Here is a 19,101-nt window from a genome sequence, read left to right as displayed (position 1 = left end):
CCTTATTCCTCTAATTGGTGAAGATGTCGGCTGCGAATCTCTTGTTGCAGCTTCTCAACAAACACATCTACGTCCATGCTCCCGAGGTCTTTACCACGGCGGGTGCGCACGGCAACTTTGCCTGCTTCCACCTCTTTCTCACCGCAAACCAGCATATAAGGGACGCGACGCAATGTGTGCTCGCGGATTTTAAAGCCTATCTTCTCGTTTCTCAAGTCTGCTTTGACACGAATGCCAGCATTTTGCAGTTTCTTTGTCAGTTCACTGACATATTCTGCCTGACTGTCAGTGATATTCATCACTACAGCCTGTACCGGTGCCAGCCAGCTCGGGAAGAAACCAGCGAACTCTTCAGTCAGAATACCGATAAAGCGCTCCATAGAGCCCAGAATCGCACGGTGAATCATCACCGGTGTCTGACGGTCGTTGTTTTCACCCACATAGGTGGCATCAAGACGTTTTGGCAGAGAAAAGTCTAGCTGAACCGTGCCACACTGCCAGGCACGATCGAGACAATCATACAGGGTGAACTCGATTTTCGGGCCGTAGAATGCCCCTTCACCCGGCTGATACTCAAAGGGGATATCATTCTCTTTCAATGCTTCGGCCAGGTCAACCTCTGCGCGATCCCACATCTCATCGGTACCGATGCGTTTTTCCGGACGGGTAGACAACTTCACGACGATTTTTTCAAAACCGAACGTGCTGTACATGTCGTACACCATACGAATACAGCTGTTTACTTCGTCGCGCACCTGATCTTCAGTACAGAATACGTGAGCATCATCCTGCGTAAAGCCGCGTACGCGCATCAGACCATGGAGCGCACCCGATGGCTCGTTACGGTGGCAGCTACCGAACTCTGCCATACGCAGCGGCAGATCGCGATAGGACTTCAGACCCTGATTGAAGATCTGCACGTGACCCGGGCAGTTCATCGGTTTAATGCAATATTCGCGGTTTTCTGAAGAGGTGGTAAACATCGCCTCTTTGTAGTTTTCCCAGTGGCCGGTTTTTTCCCACAGCACGCGGTCCATCATAAACGGACCTTTTACTTCCTGGTAATCATACTCTTTCAGTTTGGTACGGACAAAAACTTCCAGCTCGCGGAAAATCGTCCAGCCGTCATTGTGCCAGAACACCATGCCCGGCGCCTCTTCCTGCATATGGTAGAGATCGAGCTGTTTACCAATTTTGCGATGATCGCGTTTTGCTGCTTCTTCCAGGCGCTGCAGATAGGCTGACAGCTGCTTCTTATCTGCCCAGGCCGTGCCGTAAATACGCTGCAGCATTTTGTTATCGCTGTTGCCGCGCCAGTAAGCGCCCGCAATTTTCTGCAGCTTAAAATGGTGGCAGAAGCGCATGTTCGGCACGTGCGGACCGCGGCACATATCCACATACTCTTCATGATGATAGAGGCCAGGACGATCGTCGTGACTGATATTCTCATCAAGGATTGTGGTTTTATAGCTTTCGCCACGCGCAGCAAAGACGTCGCGCGCTTCCTGCCAGCTGACTTTTTTCTTTACCACGTTGTAATTGGTTTCAGCCAGCTGGTGCATACGCTTTTCCAGCTGTTCCAGATCTTCCTGCGTCAGCGTGTGGTCGAGATCGACGTCATAATAGAAGCCGTTATCGATGACCGGGCCAATAGCCATTTTGGTATCAGGCCACAGCTGTTTAATAGCATGGCCCAGCAGGTGCGCGCAGGAGTGCCGGATAATCTCCAGACCCGCTTCATCTTTTGCGGTGATGATTGCTACCTGAGCATCGTCGGTGATGGGATCAACCGCATCTACCAGCTCACCGTTTACGCGACCGGCGATACAGGCTTTCGCCAGGCCGGGACCAATATCCAGCGCAATATCCATTACGCTGACCGGGTGGTCAAAAACGCGCTGGCTGCCGTCAGGAAGAGTAATTACTGGCATTTTATATCCTTAAATTGCAGTGGTAAGCCACACGAAAGCCTACATGCAACACTGTGTTTGGTGTGTGTACCCGGCGTGATGTCAGACCCACATTGTCGGAATGACGCCAGGCGCATAAAGCGGCAAATATGATAACAGCTTTCACCCTGCAGCAAAACCCGCCTTGCGGGCTAAGTCTAAGCAAACACGAAAAAAAACCGCCGTGCAGCCTGAGCCGGACGGCGGTTTTCTGGTATGGCAGTTACATTGCGTAGGAGAGCTGAATCGTGGTTTTGGTATCGGTACGATCGGGCGCGGACTCTGGCGGATTGTTGTTCCAGGTCACGTTGTAGCCCATCTTCAGCGCAAAGTGCTCATTGATGGCGACCTGCAGGGCCGTTTCTGAGTTCACCGTAGTATCTTCGCCGAAGCTGCTCAGCACGGATACACCCTGAATGAATTTCGTGGTATCCGTCAGCTGCCACTGATAGCTAACTGCGCCATAGCCCAGCGCTTTGGTCTCATGCCCGCCGTCGTGAAAGTCGTCGTAACGTACGCCCGGACCAAATTCCGCGCGCAGAGAGTGCACCGGACCGTTGAGGATCTGGCGACCATAACCGGCCGTCAGGACGTCGCGGGAATCGTAACCATTCAGACGATCGCTCAGCCAGCTGGCCTGACCAAACAGATAATCAGCGCTGTTCATGTTGTAGCGGCTGCGGCCACCGATATTGTAGGTTTCAGATGAACGCTCATCGTTGGATGAGGTGTTCGCCGCGTTGCCCCACAGGCTGTAAGCCGTTGAGGTCTGATACCAGGTCATGCTGGTTGAAGCCGTCAGCGAAGAGCTGGTGGTGTTACCGGTTTGCGCCAGGTAACCGGCTGATGCGCTGCCTTCAAACGGCTGTTTGGCCGTTGAAGGATCATCCATTGAGGTGAAGACAGCGTTATCAGCAAAAGCCTGGTGACAAAATGCTCCGGCAGAGAGCAGAAAAATAGCGGACAGCTTATTAAGAACTTTCATTAAAGGGTGATCCGTGCGGCAATTTAAAAACAGGTGAGTCTGCAGCGTTTTTACCGGCAATCAATGCAATTTACTGTAAGTTTTGTAAAAAATTATGAGGCGGCATCAGGCCGTTCCCTGCATCAACCAGCATGATACGTTGCAGACGCGTTCACTAACGGCGCGCATTATAGGTGCCGTTCAGAGAAATAACAGCCCGCAATTATCAGGAATTTTGCCGCTGCTGACACAGCCTTACGCTGCAACTGAACAAAATTCGCTCTCAGCTGTGGGGTGGACTACGCTGAAATCTGTTTGGTTACAGTGAGGTGAGAAAATGAGCACGCTGGACGTTATGAGTTACGTTGTCACTTTCCACTATCAGGAGTCGGGGCTAAGCGATCTTCAATCGCTGACCAGCGCTATGGTCAATAGCGGATATAGCACCACCCTGCACGATGCTGAAGGACATCCGCATGAACTGGGAACCAACAGCTTCGGCATTGTCAGCACGCTGACGCCTGAAGCGGTTTCGGAGCAGGCTGCGCGTATTGCAGAGGTGGCATTGCATCAGTCTCCGCAGACAAAGGTTACAACGCTGCAGCAATTTTTGCAGAACCCTGTCTGAGGCCGCCGGTAAAACTGGCCTTGCCTATTTTTTGCGCGCTACAATTGCAGCGATATCGCGATTAACGAGGAGCCCGCCATGTGGTCAGCCATCAGCCGCCTGTTAAGCGAACAGACTCAGCCAGCAGAGATTACGCAGCGCGAGCCCCTGCCCGGCGGGGATATCCATCCCGCCTGGCGTATCCGCTACGGCGATCTGGATGTCTTCGTCAAGTGCAACACCCATGACCGGCTGGACCTGTTCCGCTGGGAGGCCGATCAGCTCAGTCTGCTGGCGCGCACGCAGACAGTCCGGGTGCCGACCGTCTACGGCGTCGGCAGCACGCGCGACGCCAGTTTTCTTCTGCTGGAGTATATTCCGCCGCAGCCGCTCAGCGCGGAAGCGGGTTATCAGCTCGGGCAGCAGCTGGCGCGCCTGCATCAATGGAGTGAGCAGCGCCAGTTCGGACTCGATTTCGATAATAATATTACCACTACCCTGCAGCCCAATAGCTGGCTGCGGCGCTGGTCGCTGTTTTTTGCGGAGCAGCGTATCGGCTGGCAGCTGCAGCTGGCAGCGGAACGCGGTGTGACCTATGGTGAAATGAATCAGATTATTGACAGCGTTCAGCAGGCGCTGGCTCATCATCATCCGCAGCCTTCGCTACTGCATGGCGATCTCTGGCCTGCCAACTGTGCAGATAGCAGCAGCGGGCCATGGATTTTCGATCCTGCCTGCTACTGGGGTGACCGCGAATGCGACCTGGCGATGCTGAGTTATTACCATGAACTGCCGCGTGAGATCATGCAGGGCTATCACGCAGAGTGGCCGCTGGCAGAGGGATTTTCGCAACGCCAGCCTGTATATCAGCTCTATTACCTGCTGAACCGCGCGAACGTTTTTTCCGGCCAGTGGCAGGAGGAGGCGCAGTTTGCCGTCAGTCAGCTGCTTAGCGACGACAAACTGGCGCAGGATCGGGCCAGACCGGCCTGATGATTTAAAGCATGCCCAGCAGCGTCAGTAAAAAGTAGCCGGCAACAGCAATAATTACTGGCAGGATATAGAGCGGAAAAATCTGCAGCAGAATAGTGTGGTGCGGGACGCGGATTTTTTCCTCAAGCTGCGCGCGCGTGCGGCCTTCGCTACCCTTTGCCTGCTCCAGAATCAGCTGATCTTCAATGCCCTCTTTAACATGCCGCGACTGGCGCCACATGCGCGCACCCGATGCCTGTAAAGCCATGCCGATGAAAATCAGCGCATAAACGATCCAGAAACCGATATTTGCCCCGCCGTGAAAATCGGGCACCGGCGAGTTGTGCCAGAACGGATTGAGAAACGACGTATTGAATTTAAGCATGTCCACCATGACATGGATAAAATCCAGCAATACGGCATCCAGTCCGGGCTGCTTTACGCTGTGCTGATATAAATAACCGAGCATGGAAACAATTGTCGACAGCAGTGCCGGAATGAAAATGATCCAGCCAGCCACGCGCTTAAGGATGGCGACCTGGCCAGCCTGTTGGTATGTCATGCAGACTTTCCTATACAGATAATTATTTTGCCCTAAGTCTACCTGCAGTCGGCGATTTTTTCCTGAAAAATGCGTTACCTGTCGCGTCCTTGTTTTCGCACTCTGGCGTGATAAGGTGGCGCAAACCGCTAAGAAGGATATTGTCATGCGCTATCGTCGTCCGGTGTACGCCGCTATTTTTGATATGGATGGTTTACTGATTGATTCTGAACCGCTGTGGGATCAGGCTGAGATGGAGGTACTGGCAAGCCTTGGCGTTGACGTCAGTCGTCGCGCGGAGCTGCCTGACACGCTTGGCCTGCGCATCGATCAGACCGTACGCATGTGGTATGAGGCACAGCCGTGGCAGGGTGCGACTCAGGCCGACGTCACGGCGCGTATTATCGATCGTACGCTATCGCTGATCGAAGCGCAGCAGCCGCTGCTGCCCGGTGTCGATCAGGTGCTGCGGCTCTGTCAGCAGCAGGGGCTGCGGATTGCGCTCGCTTCCGCTTCGCCGCTGGCCATGCTGGAGCGGGTGCTGGAGATGTTCCGGCTGCGGCCCTGCTTTTCCGCCCTCGCCTCCGCTGAAGCGCTGCCGCTGAGCAAACCTCATCCGCAGGTCTATCTGAATGCGGCAGCGGCGCTTGATATCGATCCGCTTAACTGTGTGGCGCTGGAAGACTCCTTCAACGGCATGATCGCCTGTAAAGCGGCGCGCATGCGTTCTATTGTGGTGCCTGCGGCTGCACACTACGCGGATGCCCGCTGGGCGCTGGCAGATGTGCGGCTGCCGAGCCTGACGGAACTGCGCGCAGAGCATCTGTTTAACTGACCGCAGAGTGTATGGCGCAGTCTGATACAGCGGTCAGCCAGCGCGAAAATAATTCACTCTTCGTTACAGCGTCACCGTTCTCATTTACTGGATAAATCCCTATACTGGATGCATTGACAGTTTTGTATCCGGATTTAATCATGACGGCCGAAGGCCATATAATTTTTGCTATCGCCAGCGCTATTTTTGCCAAGCGTGCTGAGCTGACACCGGTTCTGGCTGCGGCGGACTGGTGGCATCTGGTTCCCGCTACGCTGCTGACCTGCCTGCTGCCGGATATCGACCACCCCCGATCCACGCTGGGCCAGCGTTTTCGCTGGCTCTCTCAGCCCATCGCGCGGGCGTTTGGACATCGCGGTTTTACCCACAGTTTGCTGGCAGTGGCTATCAGCCTGTGGCTGTTTAAAGTGAACGTGCCGGCAGACTGGTTTCTGCCGGCGGATGTGCTGCAGGGACTGACGCTGGGCTACCTGAGCCATATCGTGGCTGACATGCTGACGCCAGCTGGCGTTCCGCTGCTGTGGCCCTGCCGCTGGCGCTTTCGTCTGCCTATTCTCAGAAGCCAGAGCGGTAATCAGCTGGAGCGGATACTTTGTCTGGGACTGGTGGTTGCGGCGCTCTGGTTTCCGGCTGGCATGCCTGCTTTTGGTGCAAACGGCTGGCCGCAGCAGCTGTTTGATACACTGCAATCCAGCGTGAACCGGTTAATTAATCCGCTAAACGGCTAATAATTACGCCATATTAAACAAAAAGTTATAACCCATGCTTTTTGGGTATAAGCCTGCACTTAATTGTGCTGCTAACATCCCTGACATTCTCTGATAGAAATTTACGTTACGCTATGCCGCCTGCACTTTGCAGGACGGCATCTTTCTGGAGTTAAGTATGGATTTCCCTCTTATTATCAACATAGTGGTCTTTGCCGCTCTGCTGGTGCTGCTTAACCGCATTGGCAACCAGAGCTGGAGCCTGTCAAAGCGCGTACTGACCGGCCTGGTGCTGGGCGTGCTATTTGGCCTGGCGCTTCAGGCGGTTTATGGCGAAAACAGCGCAGTGGTTAAGGATTCGATCGGCTGGTTTAATCTGGTCGGTAATGGCTATGTACAGCTGCTGCAGATGATTGTTATGCCGCTGGTATTCGCCTCAATACTGAGCGCGGTGGCGCGTCTGCATAACGCCTCCTCGCTGGGCAAAATCAGCGTGCTGACCATCGGTGTACTGCTGTTTACCACGGCTATCTCCGCGCTGGTCGGCGTGATGGTGACCGGCCTCTTCCACCTCAGCGCTGAAGGGCTGGTGCAGGGTGCGCAGGAGACCGCGCGTCTGAATGCTATTCAGAGCAACTATGCGGGTAAAGTCGCCGATCTCAGCACGCCGCAGCTGCTGCTCTCTTTCATCCCTAAAAACCCGTTTGCCGATCTGGCAGGCGCGAACCCGACCTCCATTATCAGTGTCGTTATCTTTGCTGCTTTCCTCGGCGTCGCTGCACTGCATCTGCTGCGCGATGATAAAGTGAAAGGTGAACGCGTACTGGCCGCGATTGATACGCTGCAGTCCTGGGTGATGAAACTGGTGCGCCTGATCATGAAGCTGACGCCATATGGCGTACTGGCTCTGATGACTAAAGTGGTCGCCGGCTCTAACCTGCACGATATCGTTAAGCTGGGCAGCTTTGTTCTCGCCTCCTATCTTGGCCTTGCGATTATGTTTGGCGTGCATGCGCTGCTGCTGTCGATCAACGGCATCAATCCGCTGCGCTTCTTCCGCAAAGTATGGCCGGTGATCACTTTCGCTTTCACCAGCCGCTCCAGCGCGGCCAGCATTCCGCTGAATGTGGAAACGCAGACGCGCCGTCTCGGCGTGCCGGAAGCGATTGCCAGCTTTTCCGCCTCCTTCGGTGCCACAATTGGTCAGAACGGCTGTGCCGGACTCTATCCGACAATGCTGGCCGTGATGGTTGCTCCTACTGTCGGTATTAACCCGTTTGATCCGGTCTGGATCGCCACGCTGGTCGGGATCGTCACCCTGAGTTCCGCTGGCGTAGCCGGTGTGGGCGGCGGTGCTACCTTTGCTGCGCTGATTGTGCTGCCGGCAATGGGGCTGCCGGTGACTCTGGTCGCGCTGCTGATTTCCATTGAGCCGCTGATTGATATGGGCCGTACCGCGCTCAACGTGAACGGTTCAATGACGGCCGGTTCGCTGACCAGCCGCTGGCTGGGTCAGACCGACAAAAAAATTCTGGAGAGCGATGAGCACGCCGAACTGGCGCATCGCTAAGCGCTGACTTCAGCATGAAAAAGGGCCCGTCTCAGACGGGCCCTTTTTTATTCAGCAAAAAAGAGTTACTGCGCAACCTGCGGATCGGTGTCGTACTCTTTGCAGCTCTGGAAGCCGTAGTTCATCACGCGACCGGTATCGTTGTAGCTGACAAAATAGGTCTGCATTTTGCCATCGCGCTCGCCGATAACGTAAGTCTGGCAGGTGCCACGCGCGTGCGCCATGGTCACTTCGGTCGAAGCCGGACCCGCAATCTGACGCACCTGTTCACGCGTCATGCCTTTTTTAACATCTTTTACCACCGGTTTGGTGACATAACTTTCCGCGCGATCGTAAGTGGTACAACCAGACAGAGCAGCCAGCGTCATAGCGGCAGCGATACATCCCAGCACTTTATTCATTTTTTGTTCCTCATACTTTGTCCATGTCGGAATAAGCCTGGAACACAAATTCAGATTTATCAACCTGGTGGCGACGCTTTTAGATGCGTTCATCGCAATATATCCGGAGTAAAGAAGCTGTGCTGCTGCGCCCTGCTCCGTATAATCGCGCGGTTAACTTTTTACCCGGCTCAGAGGCCCCATGACATCTGCACACCCTAACCGGCTGGTTTACGCCATCACGCTCGGACTTCTGGCGGCGCTCGGACCGCTCTGTATCGACCTCTATCTCCCCGCGCTGCCTGAACTGGCGCGCGATCTGCACACGCAGACCTCCACCGCTCAGCTCAGTCTGACTGCCGGCCTGCTGGGCCTCGGGGCGGGACAGCTGCTATTTGGTCCCATGAGCGATAAATTTGGCCGCATCCGGCCCCTGCTGCTGTCGCTGCTGCTGCTGTTTATTGCCTCTGTCGGCTGCGCGCTGGCAAAAGATATCCATTCGCTACTGATTGCCCGCCTGTTTGAGGGGCTGGCTGGCGCTGGCGGTGCCGTGCTGTCGCGCGCTATCGCCCGGGATATGTATAGCGGACACGAGCTGACGCGCTTTTTTGCGCTGCTGATGCTGGTCAACGGCCTTGCACCGGTGGGAGCGCCGGTACTGGGCGGCGCGCTGATGACAATCATGAGCTGGCGCGGCATTTTTCTCGTACTGGCGGCGATCGCCATTCTGCTGATTCTGCTGGCGCGCTGGCAGCTGCATGAGACGCTGCCGCCTGCACGCCGTAGCCAGGGCTCTCTGTTTTCCGCCTGGGCGGCGCTGGGCCAGGTCGTTACGCATCGGCCCTTTATGGGTTTTTGCCTGACGCAGGGCTTTATGATGTCAGGCATGTTTGCCTATATCGGCGCCTCGCCGTTTGTGCTGCAGCAGATCTACGGCCTCTCGCCTCAGGCGTTCAGCCTCTGCTTTGCTGCCAACGGGTGCGGCCTGATTATCGCCTCACAAACCAGCGCACGGCTCTGTCCGCTCTGGGGCGAATACCGGGTGCTTAAGGGCGGGCTGACGCTGGCATTTGTCGCCTCCGCCACCCTGCTGACCGCCGCGCTGAGCGACGCCGCCCTGCCGGTTATTCTGGTGGCGCTATTTTTCTCTATTGCCAGTAACGGTGTAATCGCAACCACCGCCGCATCGCTGGCGATGCAGAGTCAGGGGCACCGCGCCGGCAGTGCTTCTGCGGTTATCGGCGTCACCATGTTTACGCTGGGCGCCATCAGCGTGCCGGTTAGCGGCGTGGGCGGGACCTCGGTTATCAGCATGAGCGCCACCATTTTCGGCTGCTTTATGCTGGCAATCCTGATGTTTACCCTGCTGGCGCAGCGGCCTGAAAGCGCCTGATTCAGCAGCAAACCGTCTGCGCCAGTCGCCGTTTGGCTTGTTGTTTTGCGGCCAAGGCGTTAGCTTTAGCTGATGTTACGCATCATGCCGTCAGGCTTCTGACTTGAGGAGAGGTTCATGTCACTGCAGCAGGAAATTATTCAGGCCCTTGGTGTTAAACCCGCTATCGATCCGCAGCAGGAGATCCGCGTCAGCGTCGATTTCCTGAAAGCGTACCTGAAAGCGCATCCTTTTCTGAAAACGCTGGTGCTGGGCATCAGCGGCGGGCAGGACTCAACGCTGACCGGTAAGCTGGCGCAGATGGCGGTCAGCGAACTGCGTCATGAGACCGGCGATAAAGAGTACACCTTTATTGCCGTGCGCCTGCCGTATGGTAAACAGGCCGACGAGCAGGATTGTCAGGATGCGCTGGCGTTTATTCAGCCCGATCGTACCCTGGTGGTCAATATCAAAGAGGCGGTGCTGGCGAGCGAGCGCGCACTGCAGGAAGCGGGTATCGCGCTGTCAGATTTTGTCCGCGGTAACGAAAAGGCGCGTGAACGCATGAAGGCGCAGTACAGCATCGCCGGCATGACCAAAGGTATCGTGCTGGGCACCGATCACGCGGCGGAAGCGGTGACCGGTTTTTATACCAAATATGGCGATGGCGGCAGCGACGTGAACCCGATCTTTCGCCTTAACAAAGGCCAGGGTAAACAGCTGCTGAAGGCGCTGGGCTGTCCGGAGCACCTCTGGATGAAACATCCCACGGCCGATCTTGAAGACGATCGTCCCGGCCTGCAGGATGAGGTGGCGCTTGGCGTAACCTATCAGCAGATCGATGATTATCTGGAAGGCAAAACCATCAATGCCGAATCGGCGAAAATTATCGAGGGCTGGTACACCAAAACCGAACATAAGCGCCGTATGCCGGTGACTGTGTTTGACGACTACTGGAAAAAGTAGCCCCTCCCTGCGACTCTCCCTCTGCGGAGAGAGAGTCGCGCCTCGCTTGCCACTGGCGATAAAAGCAGCACGCTGATACACTGTATACAAAACCAGTAAGCGGAGCATTCTTTGGTCAGACGAGCAACCAGCCATCGCCTCGACTTTGACGCGGCGGCAATCTATCAATATCCCGAACACCTGCGCCAGTGGCTTGAAGGGCTGCCTAAAGTGCCCGGCGTCTATACCTTTCACGGCGAGAGTGAAAATCTGCCTCTTTATATCGGCAAAAGCATTAATTTGCGCAGCCGGGTGATGGCGCATTTTCGCACCACGGATGAAGCGAGCATGCTGCGTCAGGCGCGGCGCGTAAGCTGGATCCCCACCGCCGGCGATATTGGCGCGCAGCTGCTGGAAGCGCAGATGATTAAAACGCAGCAGCCGTTATTTAATAAGCGCCTGCGCAAAAATCGTCAGCTCTGCTCACTTCAGCTGGGAGAAGGCGCGCCGGAAGTGGTCTATGCAAAAGATGTCGATTTCTCTCGTTCACCCGATCTCTACGGGCTGTTTCGCAGCCGTTTTGCCGCGCTGGAGAAGCTTAAAAGCATGGCCGATGAGCTGCAGCTCTGTCACGGCCTGCTTGGGCTGGAGAGCCTGCGGCCAGGGCGCGGCTGCTTTCGCGCAGCACTGAAGCGCTGTGCCGGCGCCTGCTGCGGAAAAGAGAGTGTTGAAGCGCACCAGCAGCGGCTCCGCGAGGGGCTGGAACGCTTTCGCGTGGTGTGCTGGCCGTGGGAAGGCCCGGTTGGCATGGTGGAGCGCGGCGCTGAGATGACACAAATCCATGTGATCGATCACTGGTTCTGGCTGGGTTCTGTTGCCACTGAAGCGGAAGCGCGCCAGCTGCAGCGCGCGCGCCAGGGGTTTGATCACGACGGCTATAAAATTCTCTGCCGTCCGCTGCTTTCCGGCGAGTTCCCGCTGATAGAGCTATAAAAAAAACCGCCGACGCTGTTCAGGGCGGTACTCTGCCCTGAACAGCGCCGGCGGTCTTAATCCGGATCGATCACGGTGTGTTTACTCACCGTCAGCAGGCGGTGGTGGCATTTTACCATCGTGTGGCGCTTTTTCCGTCAGGCGCGTTTCGAAATTGGCGTTGTACTGCTTTTTCTGTTCCGGCGTCAGTACGTTATAGATTTTGTTCTGGGTTTCCATCATGCGTACCGCATTCTCTTTGGCGTTTGCGGTCATCTTCTCAGCCTGTGCTTCCGCTTTGCTGCGATCGAAGCTGTCGGCGGCAATAATGGCATGGTTCGCGCGGCGCGCCTCCGGCGACGGGCGCTGCATCTCTTTATGACCATCCTGCATGATGGTGCGGATCTGTGTTTTCTGCGCATCGGTCAGAGTAATGCCTTTAAACATCTCCATACCGTGATGACGCATCGGCTTATGCATCGGCTTTTCAGTGCCGGCCGGCGGTGGCGTCAGGTTATCGGCCGCAGCGTGGACGATATTGGCGGCACCCAGTGCCATTGCGGTAGCCAGAAAAACAGAAGTCAGTTTACGCATAATATTGTCCTTTCTTGTCAGTTATATGACGACAGCCTGTGTCGCGTCTTCGGAAACAAGCATACGACGCTGAACGTCAACTACTCAGAACCTGAGTAAAGCCCTGAAAGCATAGAAGATAGATATCGTGCGATCGTGGAGAGATTGCGAAGAATTACGTGAGAAAATGCAAAAAAGTATGACAATAGCGGGAAAATGGCAGGAATTAAGGAGGAGTGTAATGAGTTTGCCCGCGCCGGGAAAGCAAAATGTTAAGCGATCGCTATCAGCATGGCTGACGCCATCAGGCGTCAGCCATGCTGCGGCCGTTTATTGCGCCGGCATCTGTGCGTTCTCTTCCGTCAGCATCAGCCCGGCGCGTAATCCCGGCGCCACCTGCGGATTGGGAAACAGTACATATTCCCGCGCCTGCTGTACGTAATAGCGCGTGTCGCCCTCTTCTGCCAGCAGCGTGCCCTGGGGAAACGCGGTGAAATTCAGCGTGTCCGCGCTCATATGCAGCGTAAATCCCTCTCCCTGACGGGTGATTTGTTGTGAAACGTGATAGCGCCGCGGCTGCGTATGCGGCTGCGGCCATGTTTCGCCCTCCAGCAGCGCAGCGAGTGCCCGCTGCACTGCCCTGAACTGCGTGAGATCATTTTCACCAAACGGCAGCGCCTTACCCAGTTCCAGCGTCGAACTCGCCGCATGATGATGCTCACAACTATAGTGGGTGAAGGTGCCGCCCGGCGCACGATGAAAAACCAGCGCCTCCAGCTCAGCTGCGGCCAGCCACTGCATAAACGTATCCGGCCACGGTCGCGCGTTCGCGGGCATAACGGCAAAGCGTGGATAATAAGAGCCACGAATAGCGGTATGCAGATCAAGATGCCAGCGCGACGTCTGCCTGTGGCAGCTGCGCCAGAATCGCTCCATCACCTGTTCCAGCTGCAGGGCGCGCTGTGCCTCACTGGTTTCACTGACCCGCTGCCAGCGGCCACCAAACAGCCGGTTGAGATCGTACTGCTGATAGCGACGGCCGCTGCGCAGCGCCGCCGGATTACCCAGTATCACCAGCAGCCGCACCGCCAGCGGTTTTTCTCCGCTAAGCAGCGGCGCCAGCAGCTGCTCCACTATCTCCACCGGCGCGGTTTCATTGCCGTGGATCCCGGCTGACAGCACCAGCGCCCGGTCGCAGTGCGTCAGCGGCGTCAGCGAGAGGATCCCTTCCGCCTGCCACTGCCAGCGCAGATAAGCTGTCTCGCCCTGCGTGACGGCAGGCGGCGTGCCCGCCAGCGTCTGCTGTAAAAAACTGCGCATATTTTCTCCTTAATCCTGCCTCAGCCTCAGCGCTGAAAGGCGTAGACGCTGCCCAGCTTCAGCAGCTGCGTCAGCGCATCCAGAGCGTCACGCCCCTCCTGCAGCAGCGCCGGATCGGCTAAATCCGCCTGCGTGAGATAGTCGCGATAGTGGCGTTCTGCCCACTGGCTGAGCTGCGTAAACAGCTGCTCGTTCATCATTACCGCCGGGTTGACCGCCCGCTGCTCTTCTGCCGTCAACACGACCCGCAGGCGCAGGCAGGCTGGCCCGCCGCCGTTGCACATGCTTTCACGCAGATCGAATACCGTGAGCTCCCGAATCGGTCCGCCGCTCTCTGCCAGCTCCGTCAGATAAGCCCAGACGCCCGGATGCTGCCGTGCCTCTTCGGGCAGTATCAGCCGCATACCGCCATCGGGGTGCTGCAGCAGCTGACTGTTGAAGAGATAGGTCGCCACCGCGTCGCTGACGGATACGCGCGCGCGCGGCACCACGATGGCGGTAAACCCCGGCACCCGCTCTGCCAGCTGCTCCAGCAATGCAGGCTGATTGACGAAAGCCTCTTCGTGACAGAACAGCACCTGCTGATTACTGACGGCAATCACGTCGTTATGGAAAACGCCCTGATCGATCACCGCCGGGTTCTGCTGCACGAAGAGCGTGCGCGCCTCGTCAAGCTGATGCAGACGCGCGACCGCTCTGCTCGCTTCCAGCGTCTGGCGCGCCGGATAGCGTTCCGGCGTGATGCCGGCGTGCTGCCCTTCGCGCCCATAGACGAACAGCTGCAGGCCGGCGTCGCCGTAGCGCGCTCCGAAGCGATTATGATTCGCGGCCCCTTCGTCACCAAACAGCGCCACCTGAGGCAGCGCGTCATGCACGCAGAAACGCTGCGGGTCGCGGAAGATCGCCCGCAGCAGATCAGCCGTTTCCGGTGCTTCAATGGACCGGTGAAACTTATTATTCAGATTGGCAACGGTAAAATGAACGCGTCCGTCACCGCTGTCTGCCGAGGGCGATACGGTGGCCGCGTTGGCAACCCACATCGCCGAGGCTGAACTGGCGGCTGAGAGCAGCTGCGGCGCCTGCTGCGCAGCGCGCGCCAGCACCTGCGCGTCACTGCCGTAAAAACCGAGCTGGCGCAGCAGCGGCAAATTAGGTCGCTCGTGCGGCGGGATCACGCCCTGCAGATAGCCGAGATCGGCCAGCGCTTTCATTTTGCGCAGTCCCTGCAGCACCGCCAGTCTGGGATTAGAGGGCTGCAGCTGATTGCGGGTTGACGCCTCATTACCAAATGAGAGGCCCGCGTAGTGGTGCGTCAGGCCAACCAGTCCATCAAAATTGACTTCAGCTGCGTTCATGGCGCGCTCCCTGAGCAGAGAAATCGAGACCCGGCGAGAGCGTATCGGGCAGGGCCAGACTGCTGCTCTCCAGGGTTGCCATCGGCCAGGCGCAGTAATCCGCAGCGTACCAGGCGCTGGCGCGGTGGTTGCCGGAGGCGCCAATGCCGCCAAACGGCGCGGTGCTGGCCGCACCGGTAAGCGGCTTGTTCCAGTTGACGATACCGGCGCGCGCCTCCAGCAGCAGCTGATCAAACTGCGCCCGCTGCGGTGAGATCAGACCGCATGAGAGGCCATAGCGCGTGGCGTTAGCCAGCGTAATCGCCTCGCTGTAGTCGTCATAACGGATGATTTGCAGCAGCGGTCCGAACACCTCCTCATCCGGCAGCGCACTTACATGGGTCATATCGATAATGCCTGGCGTAATAAGTGCGCGCTGGCGATCCGGCCACTGCATATTCAGCAGCACTTCACCGCCCAGCGCCACGCGCTGCTGCCACGCCTGATAGATCTGTCCGGCCGCCGCAGGCGAAATGACGCTGCCCATAAATGGCTGTGGCTCAGCATTCCACGCTGCGGGCTGCAGCCGGGCGCTGACGGCCACCAGCCGCTGCAGAAACGCGTCGCCCGCCGCGCCACGTTTTACCAGCAGGCGACGTGCGCAGGTGCAGCGCTGCCCGGCAGAAATAAAAGCTGACTGGATGACGATATGTACGGCGCCATCAATATCGGCCGGATCTTCCACAATCAGCGCATTATTGCCACCCATCTCCAGCGCGAGCATCTTCTCCGGCTGGCCGGCAAACTGCCGGTGCAGGTGATACCCGGTAGCCGCGCTGCCGGTAAACAGGACGCCATCAATCTGCTCTGCCTGTGCCAGCGCCTGGCCGCTTTCCCGTCCGCCCTGCACCATATTGATGACCCCCGCCGGGAGCGCTGCCTGCTGCCAGAGCTGCACGGTGCGTTCCGCGGTCAGCGGCGTCAGCTCGCTCGGCTTAAACACCACGCAGTTTCCTGCCAGTAGCGCGGGCACAATGTGGCCATTTGGCAGATGCCCCGGAAAATTATAGGGCCCGAATACCGCCAGTACACCGTGCGGACGATGGCGCAGTGCGCTTTCACCCGACTGCTGTTCGCCGGTACGGGCGTGATACGCTTTCACTGAAATGGCAATTTTATTGATCATCGCCTGCACTTCCGTCAGCGTCTCCCAGCGCGGCTTGCCGGTTTCCTGTGAGATGATCTCCGCCAGCTCCACCTTATGCTGCTCCAGCAGCGCGGCAAAGGTTTCAATCCCTGCCTGACGTGCCGTGAACGGCAGGCGCGCCCAGTGCGGGAACGCTGCGCGGGCTGCCGCACAGGCGGCGCTGACCTGAGCCGCAGAGGCGGCGTTGCCCTGCCACAGCTGTTCGCCTGAGACCGGATCGGCTTTTGTGAAGAGGTCACCGTCGCCGCGCAGCCACTGATTATTAATAAAGTGCGTCATGCCTGTTTCTCCTCACGGCAGAGTGTTACAACCCGTAGCGCATCACCATATTCACAGCGCAGCGCCTGACGCTGGCTCTCACTGAGGCAGACGTGACCGGCGGCGATATCCACCGGCAGTAGCGTGGCGCGAAACTGCTGATAGTTGCTGTTAGCGACCAGGCAGAGCGGCCAGTGCGCCTGCGCGTCACCGGCGCCTGCCGGCAGCAGCGTACTTTTGCGAATGGCCCGGATACGATCAATTTCACACTCCAGCGTCGGTCCGCCATCAAAGATGTCGACATAGTTCTGATAGCGAAAACCTTCCGCTTCCAGCACCGCGCGCGCCGGCGCCGTTTTCGGGTGTACTTCACCAATGACGCGCTGCGCTGCCTCGCTGAGATAGTGAATATAGAGCGGATGTTTCGGCATCAGCTCTGCGATAAACGCTTTCTGACCGGTACCGCTGAGAAAATCAGCCTGGCGAAACGGCATAGAGAAGAAATGGCTGCCCACGCTTTCCCAGAAAGGGGAATGACCGCTGTCATCGCTGACGCCGCGCATCTCTGCCACCACGTTGCGCATAAAGCGATCGCGGAAGTTCGCCATAAAAAGAAAGCGTGATTTAGAGAGTAAATAGCCGTTTCTGCCGTCGCGGTAGTCGGGATCGAGAAATAGCGTACAGAGTTCGCTGCTGCCGGTGTGATCGTTGCTGAGCGACAGCACTGGCAGGCTGGCATACACGTTCAGCTCTCTGGAGGCGTGTACCTGCGTGCCAACCCGGAAGTTGTACCACGGCTCCTGCAACCCGACCGCCACTTCAATCGCGCAGATCCCCACGGCCCGGTTATCGTCACTGTCGGCCAGCACAAAGACGTAACCCTGTTCAGCGCGCGGCAGCGCCCCCTGCCAGGTCAGCAGTGAACGCTCAATACGCGCCTGCAGCGTGGCGCTGTCTTCCGGCAGCGAGGTAAGGCCGCCGCCGGTTTTACCCGCCAGCAGAAGCAGCTGCGCCAGGTCATCATGTTCAACCGGGCGGATCACCATCATGATGTGGCTCCTCTGAGAATACGTTCACAGGCGCGCTCAAAACGCGCCAGCCCCTGCTGCACCTCCTCCTGGCTGATGTTTAGCGCGGGCGCAAAGCGCACGACGCTGGCACCGGCAATCAGGACCATGACGCCCTCTTCGGCGGCCGTCAGGTTAAACTGTTTGGCTTTTCCGGCGAAATCGTCGTTGAGTACGGCGCCAATCAGCAGCCCGAGGCCGCGGATGGTTTTAAACACCGGCAGCCGCTGGTTAATCGCCTGGAGCCGATCAACAAACCACTGATGCCGCTCGGTCACGCCAGCGAGAAAAGCGGGCTGGTTGACCAGCTCCAGCACTTTACCCGCCACCGCACCCGCCAGCGGGTTACCGCCATAAGTGGTACCGTGTGTGCCCACTCCCATCACCCGCGCCAGATCCTCACGCGTCAGCATGGCACCAATCGGGAAGCCGCCGCCCAGCGCTTTTGCGGTAGTGAGCACGTCCGGTGTAACGCCGTAGTGCATATAGGCGTAAAGCGATCCGGTGCGTCCCACACCGCTCTGCACTTCATCAAAAATCAGCAGCGCCTGATGGCGGTCGCACAGCTCCCGCAGGCCGCGCAGGAAGGCTGCATCGGCAGGTAAGACGCCGCCCTCGCCCTGAATCGGTTCAACAATCACGGCGCAGGTGTTGTCGTTAATCAGCGCGGCGGCCGATTCCAGGTGATTAAACTGCGCATGCTGAATGGCCGGCGGCAGCGGCGCAAAGTCGCGCGAATAGGCGGGCTGGCCGCCAGCCGACACCGTAAACAGGGTGCGGCCATGAAAAGCGTTAGTGAACGCCACAATGCCGCTTTTTTGATCGCCGAAACGGTCGTGTGCCACTTTGCGCGCCAGCTTAAGCGCAGCTTCGTTCGCCTCAGCGCCGGAGTTGCAGAAGAAAACGCGGTCGGCAAAGGTGGCATCAATCAGCTGTTTTGCCAGCCGCAATACCGGCTCGTTGGTATAGCCATTGCCGGTATGCCACAGCTTTGCCGCCTGCTCTGTCAGCGCCTGCTGCAGCGCCGGGTGTGCATGACCCAGCGCATTCACTGCGATCCCGCCAGCAAAATCGATATACTCTTTGCCCTGTTGATCCCACAACCGCGATCCTTCAGCCCGTACCGGTATAAAGGTTGCGGGTGCATAGACCGGCATCATCCATTGATCAAAATCGTGACGTGTAACCTGCAGTGACATAGCCGGATCTCCTGCCTCACCCCGGGTGAAGCTATTGTTTTAAAATTGTTAAGAGTGCGTAATCAGCAGCCCGACTATAAGGTGCAGCAAGCGTGCCAGCCAGAGGGAATAATGCATAAAAGGGAGTCAGCGACGAAATTTCAATGGGTTACGGCAGGCCGCTATTCACTTATTTTGCATAAAAAGTGAATATTACGGTTGCGCCGCCGCTAAGGCAGCAAATTATTTAGCGGATTTATGCATTTATGGAAGGAAATGTTGCTTTTGTGATCGCACAGCAAATATTTCGCCATAACAGGGCAGATGGCGCGCGCTGGCAGCGCAGCACG

The 19,101-nt window shown here is 57.4% G+C and carries 18 protein-coding genes; 8 read left to right on the top strand and 10 right to left on the bottom strand.

Features of this window, described 5'->3' with window-relative positions; genetic code table 11:
• Nucleotides 1-2: 2 nt before the first annotated feature.
• Together thrS and F3J39_RS03535 are read right to left on the bottom strand one after the other, a co-directional pair.
• A complete protein-coding gene (gene thrS, locus F3J39_RS03540) occupies nucleotides 3-1,931 on the bottom strand; it encodes a threonine--tRNA ligase (protein ID WP_039384058.1) in 1,929 nt (642 codons plus the stop codon).
• Nucleotides 1,932-2,172: 241 nt separating this feature from the next.
• Complete coding sequence (locus tag F3J39_RS03535; RefSeq protein WP_039384056.1) at nucleotides 2,173-2,934, bottom strand: DUF481 domain-containing protein; 762 nt, start codon at nucleotides 2,932-2,934, stop codon at nucleotides 2,173-2,175.
• A gap of 316 nt (nucleotides 2,935-3,250) precedes the next feature.
• On the opposite strand from F3J39_RS03535, the gene ghoS reads away from it, so the two are divergent.
• Nucleotides 3,251-3,541 (top strand): type V toxin-antitoxin system endoribonuclease antitoxin GhoS, encoded by a 291-nt coding sequence (ghoS, locus tag F3J39_RS03530; protein ID WP_039384054.1) that lies wholly within the window; start codon nucleotides 3,251-3,253, stop codon nucleotides 3,539-3,541.
• A 78-nt stretch (nucleotides 3,542-3,619) separates the two neighbouring features.
• A complete protein-coding gene (locus F3J39_RS03525) occupies nucleotides 3,620-4,513 on the top strand; it encodes a fructosamine kinase family protein (RefSeq protein ID WP_166713834.1) in 894 nt (297 codons plus the stop codon).
• Between the two features lie 4 nt (nucleotides 4,514-4,517).
• Here the strand turns inward: F3J39_RS03525 and F3J39_RS03520 are convergent, their stop codons facing one another.
• Entirely contained in the window at nucleotides 4,518-5,054 is a 537-nt protein-coding gene (locus F3J39_RS03520) for a YniB family protein (protein ID WP_039384049.1), read from the bottom strand.
• Between the two features lie 145 nt (nucleotides 5,055-5,199).
• Between F3J39_RS03520 and hxpB the strand changes: the two genes are divergently transcribed.
• From hxpB to F3J39_RS03505, 3 genes are all read left to right on the top strand, one after another.
• On the top strand, nucleotides 5,200-5,868 hold the full coding sequence (gene hxpB / locus F3J39_RS03515) for a hexitol phosphatase HxpB (RefSeq protein WP_166713833.1): 669 nt from the start codon (nucleotides 5,200-5,202) through the stop codon (nucleotides 5,866-5,868).
• A gap of 140 nt (nucleotides 5,869-6,008) precedes the next feature.
• Nucleotides 6,009-6,596, top strand: a complete 588-nt coding sequence (locus F3J39_RS03510; protein ID WP_039384043.1) for a metal-dependent hydrolase — start codon at nucleotides 6,009-6,011, stop codon at nucleotides 6,594-6,596.
• A gap of 157 nt (nucleotides 6,597-6,753) precedes the next feature.
• Complete coding sequence (locus F3J39_RS03505; protein WP_071668767.1) at nucleotides 6,754-8,145, top strand: L-cystine transporter; 1,392 nt, start codon at nucleotides 6,754-6,756, stop codon at nucleotides 8,143-8,145.
• A 65-nt stretch (nucleotides 8,146-8,210) separates the two neighbouring features.
• Here F3J39_RS03505 and osmE read toward each other — a convergent pair whose 3' ends face one another.
• Nucleotides 8,211-8,546: an osmotically-inducible lipoprotein OsmE gene (osmE, locus tag F3J39_RS03500; protein ID WP_039384034.1), complete on the bottom strand. Its 336-nt coding sequence runs from the start codon at nucleotides 8,544-8,546 to the stop codon at nucleotides 8,211-8,213.
• A 181-nt stretch (nucleotides 8,547-8,727) separates the two neighbouring features.
• Between osmE and F3J39_RS03495 the strand changes: the two genes are divergently transcribed.
• The 3 genes from F3J39_RS03495 (at nucleotide 8,728) to cho (ending at nucleotide 11,835) form a co-directional block, all read left to right on the top strand.
• Nucleotides 8,728-9,918 carry a multidrug effflux MFS transporter gene (locus F3J39_RS03495; RefSeq protein WP_039384031.1) on the top strand — a complete coding sequence of 397 codons (1,191 nt, stop codon included), beginning with the start codon at nucleotides 8,728-8,730 and terminating at the stop codon, nucleotides 9,916-9,918.
• Between the two features lie 117 nt (nucleotides 9,919-10,035).
• Entirely contained in the window at nucleotides 10,036-10,863 is an 828-nt protein-coding gene (nadE, locus tag F3J39_RS03490; RefSeq protein ID WP_039384028.1) for an ammonia-dependent NAD(+) synthetase, read from the top strand.
• Between the two features lie 111 nt (nucleotides 10,864-10,974).
• The gene (gene cho / locus F3J39_RS03485) at nucleotides 10,975-11,835 is read left to right on the top strand and encodes an excinuclease Cho (protein ID WP_039384025.1); all 861 of its coding nucleotides are present in this window, start codon (nucleotides 10,975-10,977) and stop codon (nucleotides 11,833-11,835) included.
• An 81-nt stretch (nucleotides 11,836-11,916) separates the two neighbouring features.
• Here cho and spy read toward each other — a convergent pair whose 3' ends face one another.
• The 6 genes from spy to F3J39_RS03455 form a co-directional block, all read right to left on the bottom strand.
• A complete protein-coding gene (spy, locus tag F3J39_RS03480) occupies nucleotides 11,917-12,408 on the bottom strand; it encodes an ATP-independent periplasmic protein-refolding chaperone Spy (RefSeq protein ID WP_039384024.1) in 492 nt (163 codons plus the stop codon).
• Nucleotides 12,409-12,717: 309 nt separating this feature from the next.
• Nucleotides 12,718-13,707, bottom strand: coding sequence for a succinylglutamate desuccinylase (astE, locus tag F3J39_RS03475; RefSeq protein WP_039384022.1), 990 nt, complete (start codon nucleotides 13,705-13,707; stop codon nucleotides 12,718-12,720).
• Nucleotides 13,708-13,733: 26 nt separating this feature from the next.
• On the bottom strand, nucleotides 13,734-15,062 hold the full coding sequence (astB, locus tag F3J39_RS03470) for an N-succinylarginine dihydrolase (RefSeq protein WP_039384020.1): 1,329 nt from the start codon (nucleotides 15,060-15,062) through the stop codon (nucleotides 13,734-13,736).
• Nucleotides 15,049-16,527: a succinylglutamate-semialdehyde dehydrogenase gene (gene astD, locus F3J39_RS03465; RefSeq protein WP_108569272.1), complete on the bottom strand. Its 1,479-nt coding sequence runs from the start codon at nucleotides 16,525-16,527 to the stop codon at nucleotides 15,049-15,051. Before astD ends, astB begins: the two co-directional genes overlap by 14 nt.
• Complete coding sequence (gene astA, locus F3J39_RS03460) at nucleotides 16,524-17,555, bottom strand: arginine N-succinyltransferase (RefSeq protein WP_039384017.1); 1,032 nt, start codon at nucleotides 17,553-17,555, stop codon at nucleotides 16,524-16,526. Before astA ends, astD begins: the two co-directional genes overlap by 4 nt.
• Entirely contained in the window at nucleotides 17,552-18,772 is a 1,221-nt protein-coding gene (locus tag F3J39_RS03455) for an aspartate aminotransferase family protein (protein WP_166713832.1), read from the bottom strand. Before F3J39_RS03455 ends, astA begins: the two co-directional genes overlap by 4 nt.
• Between the last annotated feature and the right edge of the window lie 329 nt (nucleotides 18,773-19,101).

The organism is Pantoea sp. Acro-807 (assembly GCF_011752675.1).
Classification (GTDB): domain Bacteria; phylum Pseudomonadota; class Gammaproteobacteria; order Enterobacterales; family Enterobacteriaceae; genus Pantoea; species Pantoea eucrina.
The sequence above is the reverse complement of the archived record's forward strand: the minus strand, read 5'-3'. Positions and strand labels throughout refer to the sequence as shown.

What these genes read in the sequence shown, in the direction of transcription:
- spy (WP_039384024.1), bottom strand. Translation starts at nt 12,408, where the DNA reads ATGCGTAAACTGACTTCTGTTTTTCTGGCTACCGCAATGGCACTGGGT.
- thrS (WP_039384058.1), bottom strand. Translation starts at nt 1,931, where the DNA reads ATGCCAGTAATTACTCTTCCTGACGGCAGCCAGCGCGTTTTTGACCAC.
- F3J39_RS03510 (WP_039384043.1), top strand. Translation starts at nt 6,009, where the DNA reads ATGACGGCCGAAGGCCATATAATTTTTGCTATCGCCAGCGCTATTTTT.
- astD (WP_108569272.1), bottom strand. Translation starts at nt 16,527, where the DNA reads ATGACGCACTTTATTAATAATCAGTGGCTGCGCGGCGACGGTGACCTC.
- F3J39_RS03525 (WP_166713834.1), top strand. Translation starts at nt 3,620, where the DNA reads ATGTGGTCAGCCATCAGCCGCCTGTTAAGCGAACAGACTCAGCCAGCA.
- F3J39_RS03520 (WP_039384049.1), bottom strand. Translation starts at nt 5,054, where the DNA reads ATGACATACCAACAGGCTGGCCAGGTCGCCATCCTTAAGCGCGTGGCT.
- F3J39_RS03505 (WP_071668767.1), top strand. Translation starts at nt 6,754, where the DNA reads ATGGATTTCCCTCTTATTATCAACATAGTGGTCTTTGCCGCTCTGCTG.
- ghoS (WP_039384054.1), top strand. Translation starts at nt 3,251, where the DNA reads ATGAGCACGCTGGACGTTATGAGTTACGTTGTCACTTTCCACTATCAG.
- astE (WP_039384022.1), bottom strand. Translation starts at nt 13,707, where the DNA reads ATGCGCAGTTTTTTACAGCAGACGCTGGCGGGCACGCCGCCTGCCGTC.
- osmE (WP_039384034.1), bottom strand. Translation starts at nt 8,546, where the DNA reads ATGAATAAAGTGCTGGGATGTATCGCTGCCGCTATGACGCTGGCTGCT.
- hxpB (WP_166713833.1), top strand. Translation starts at nt 5,200, where the DNA reads ATGCGCTATCGTCGTCCGGTGTACGCCGCTATTTTTGATATGGATGGT.
- F3J39_RS03535 (WP_039384056.1), bottom strand. Translation starts at nt 2,934, where the DNA reads ATGAAAGTTCTTAATAAGCTGTCCGCTATTTTTCTGCTCTCTGCCGGA.
- nadE (WP_039384028.1), top strand. Translation starts at nt 10,036, where the DNA reads ATGTCACTGCAGCAGGAAATTATTCAGGCCCTTGGTGTTAAACCCGCT.
- astB (WP_039384020.1), bottom strand. Translation starts at nt 15,062, where the DNA reads ATGAACGCAGCTGAAGTCAATTTTGATGGACTGGTTGGCCTGACGCAC.
- astA (WP_039384017.1), bottom strand. Translation starts at nt 17,555, where the DNA reads ATGATGGTGATCCGCCCGGTTGAACATGATGACCTGGCGCAGCTGCTT.
- F3J39_RS03455 (WP_166713832.1), bottom strand. Translation starts at nt 18,772, where the DNA reads ATGTCACTGCAGGTTACACGTCACGATTTTGATCAATGGATGATGCCG.
- F3J39_RS03495 (WP_039384031.1), top strand. Translation starts at nt 8,728, where the DNA reads ATGACATCTGCACACCCTAACCGGCTGGTTTACGCCATCACGCTCGGA.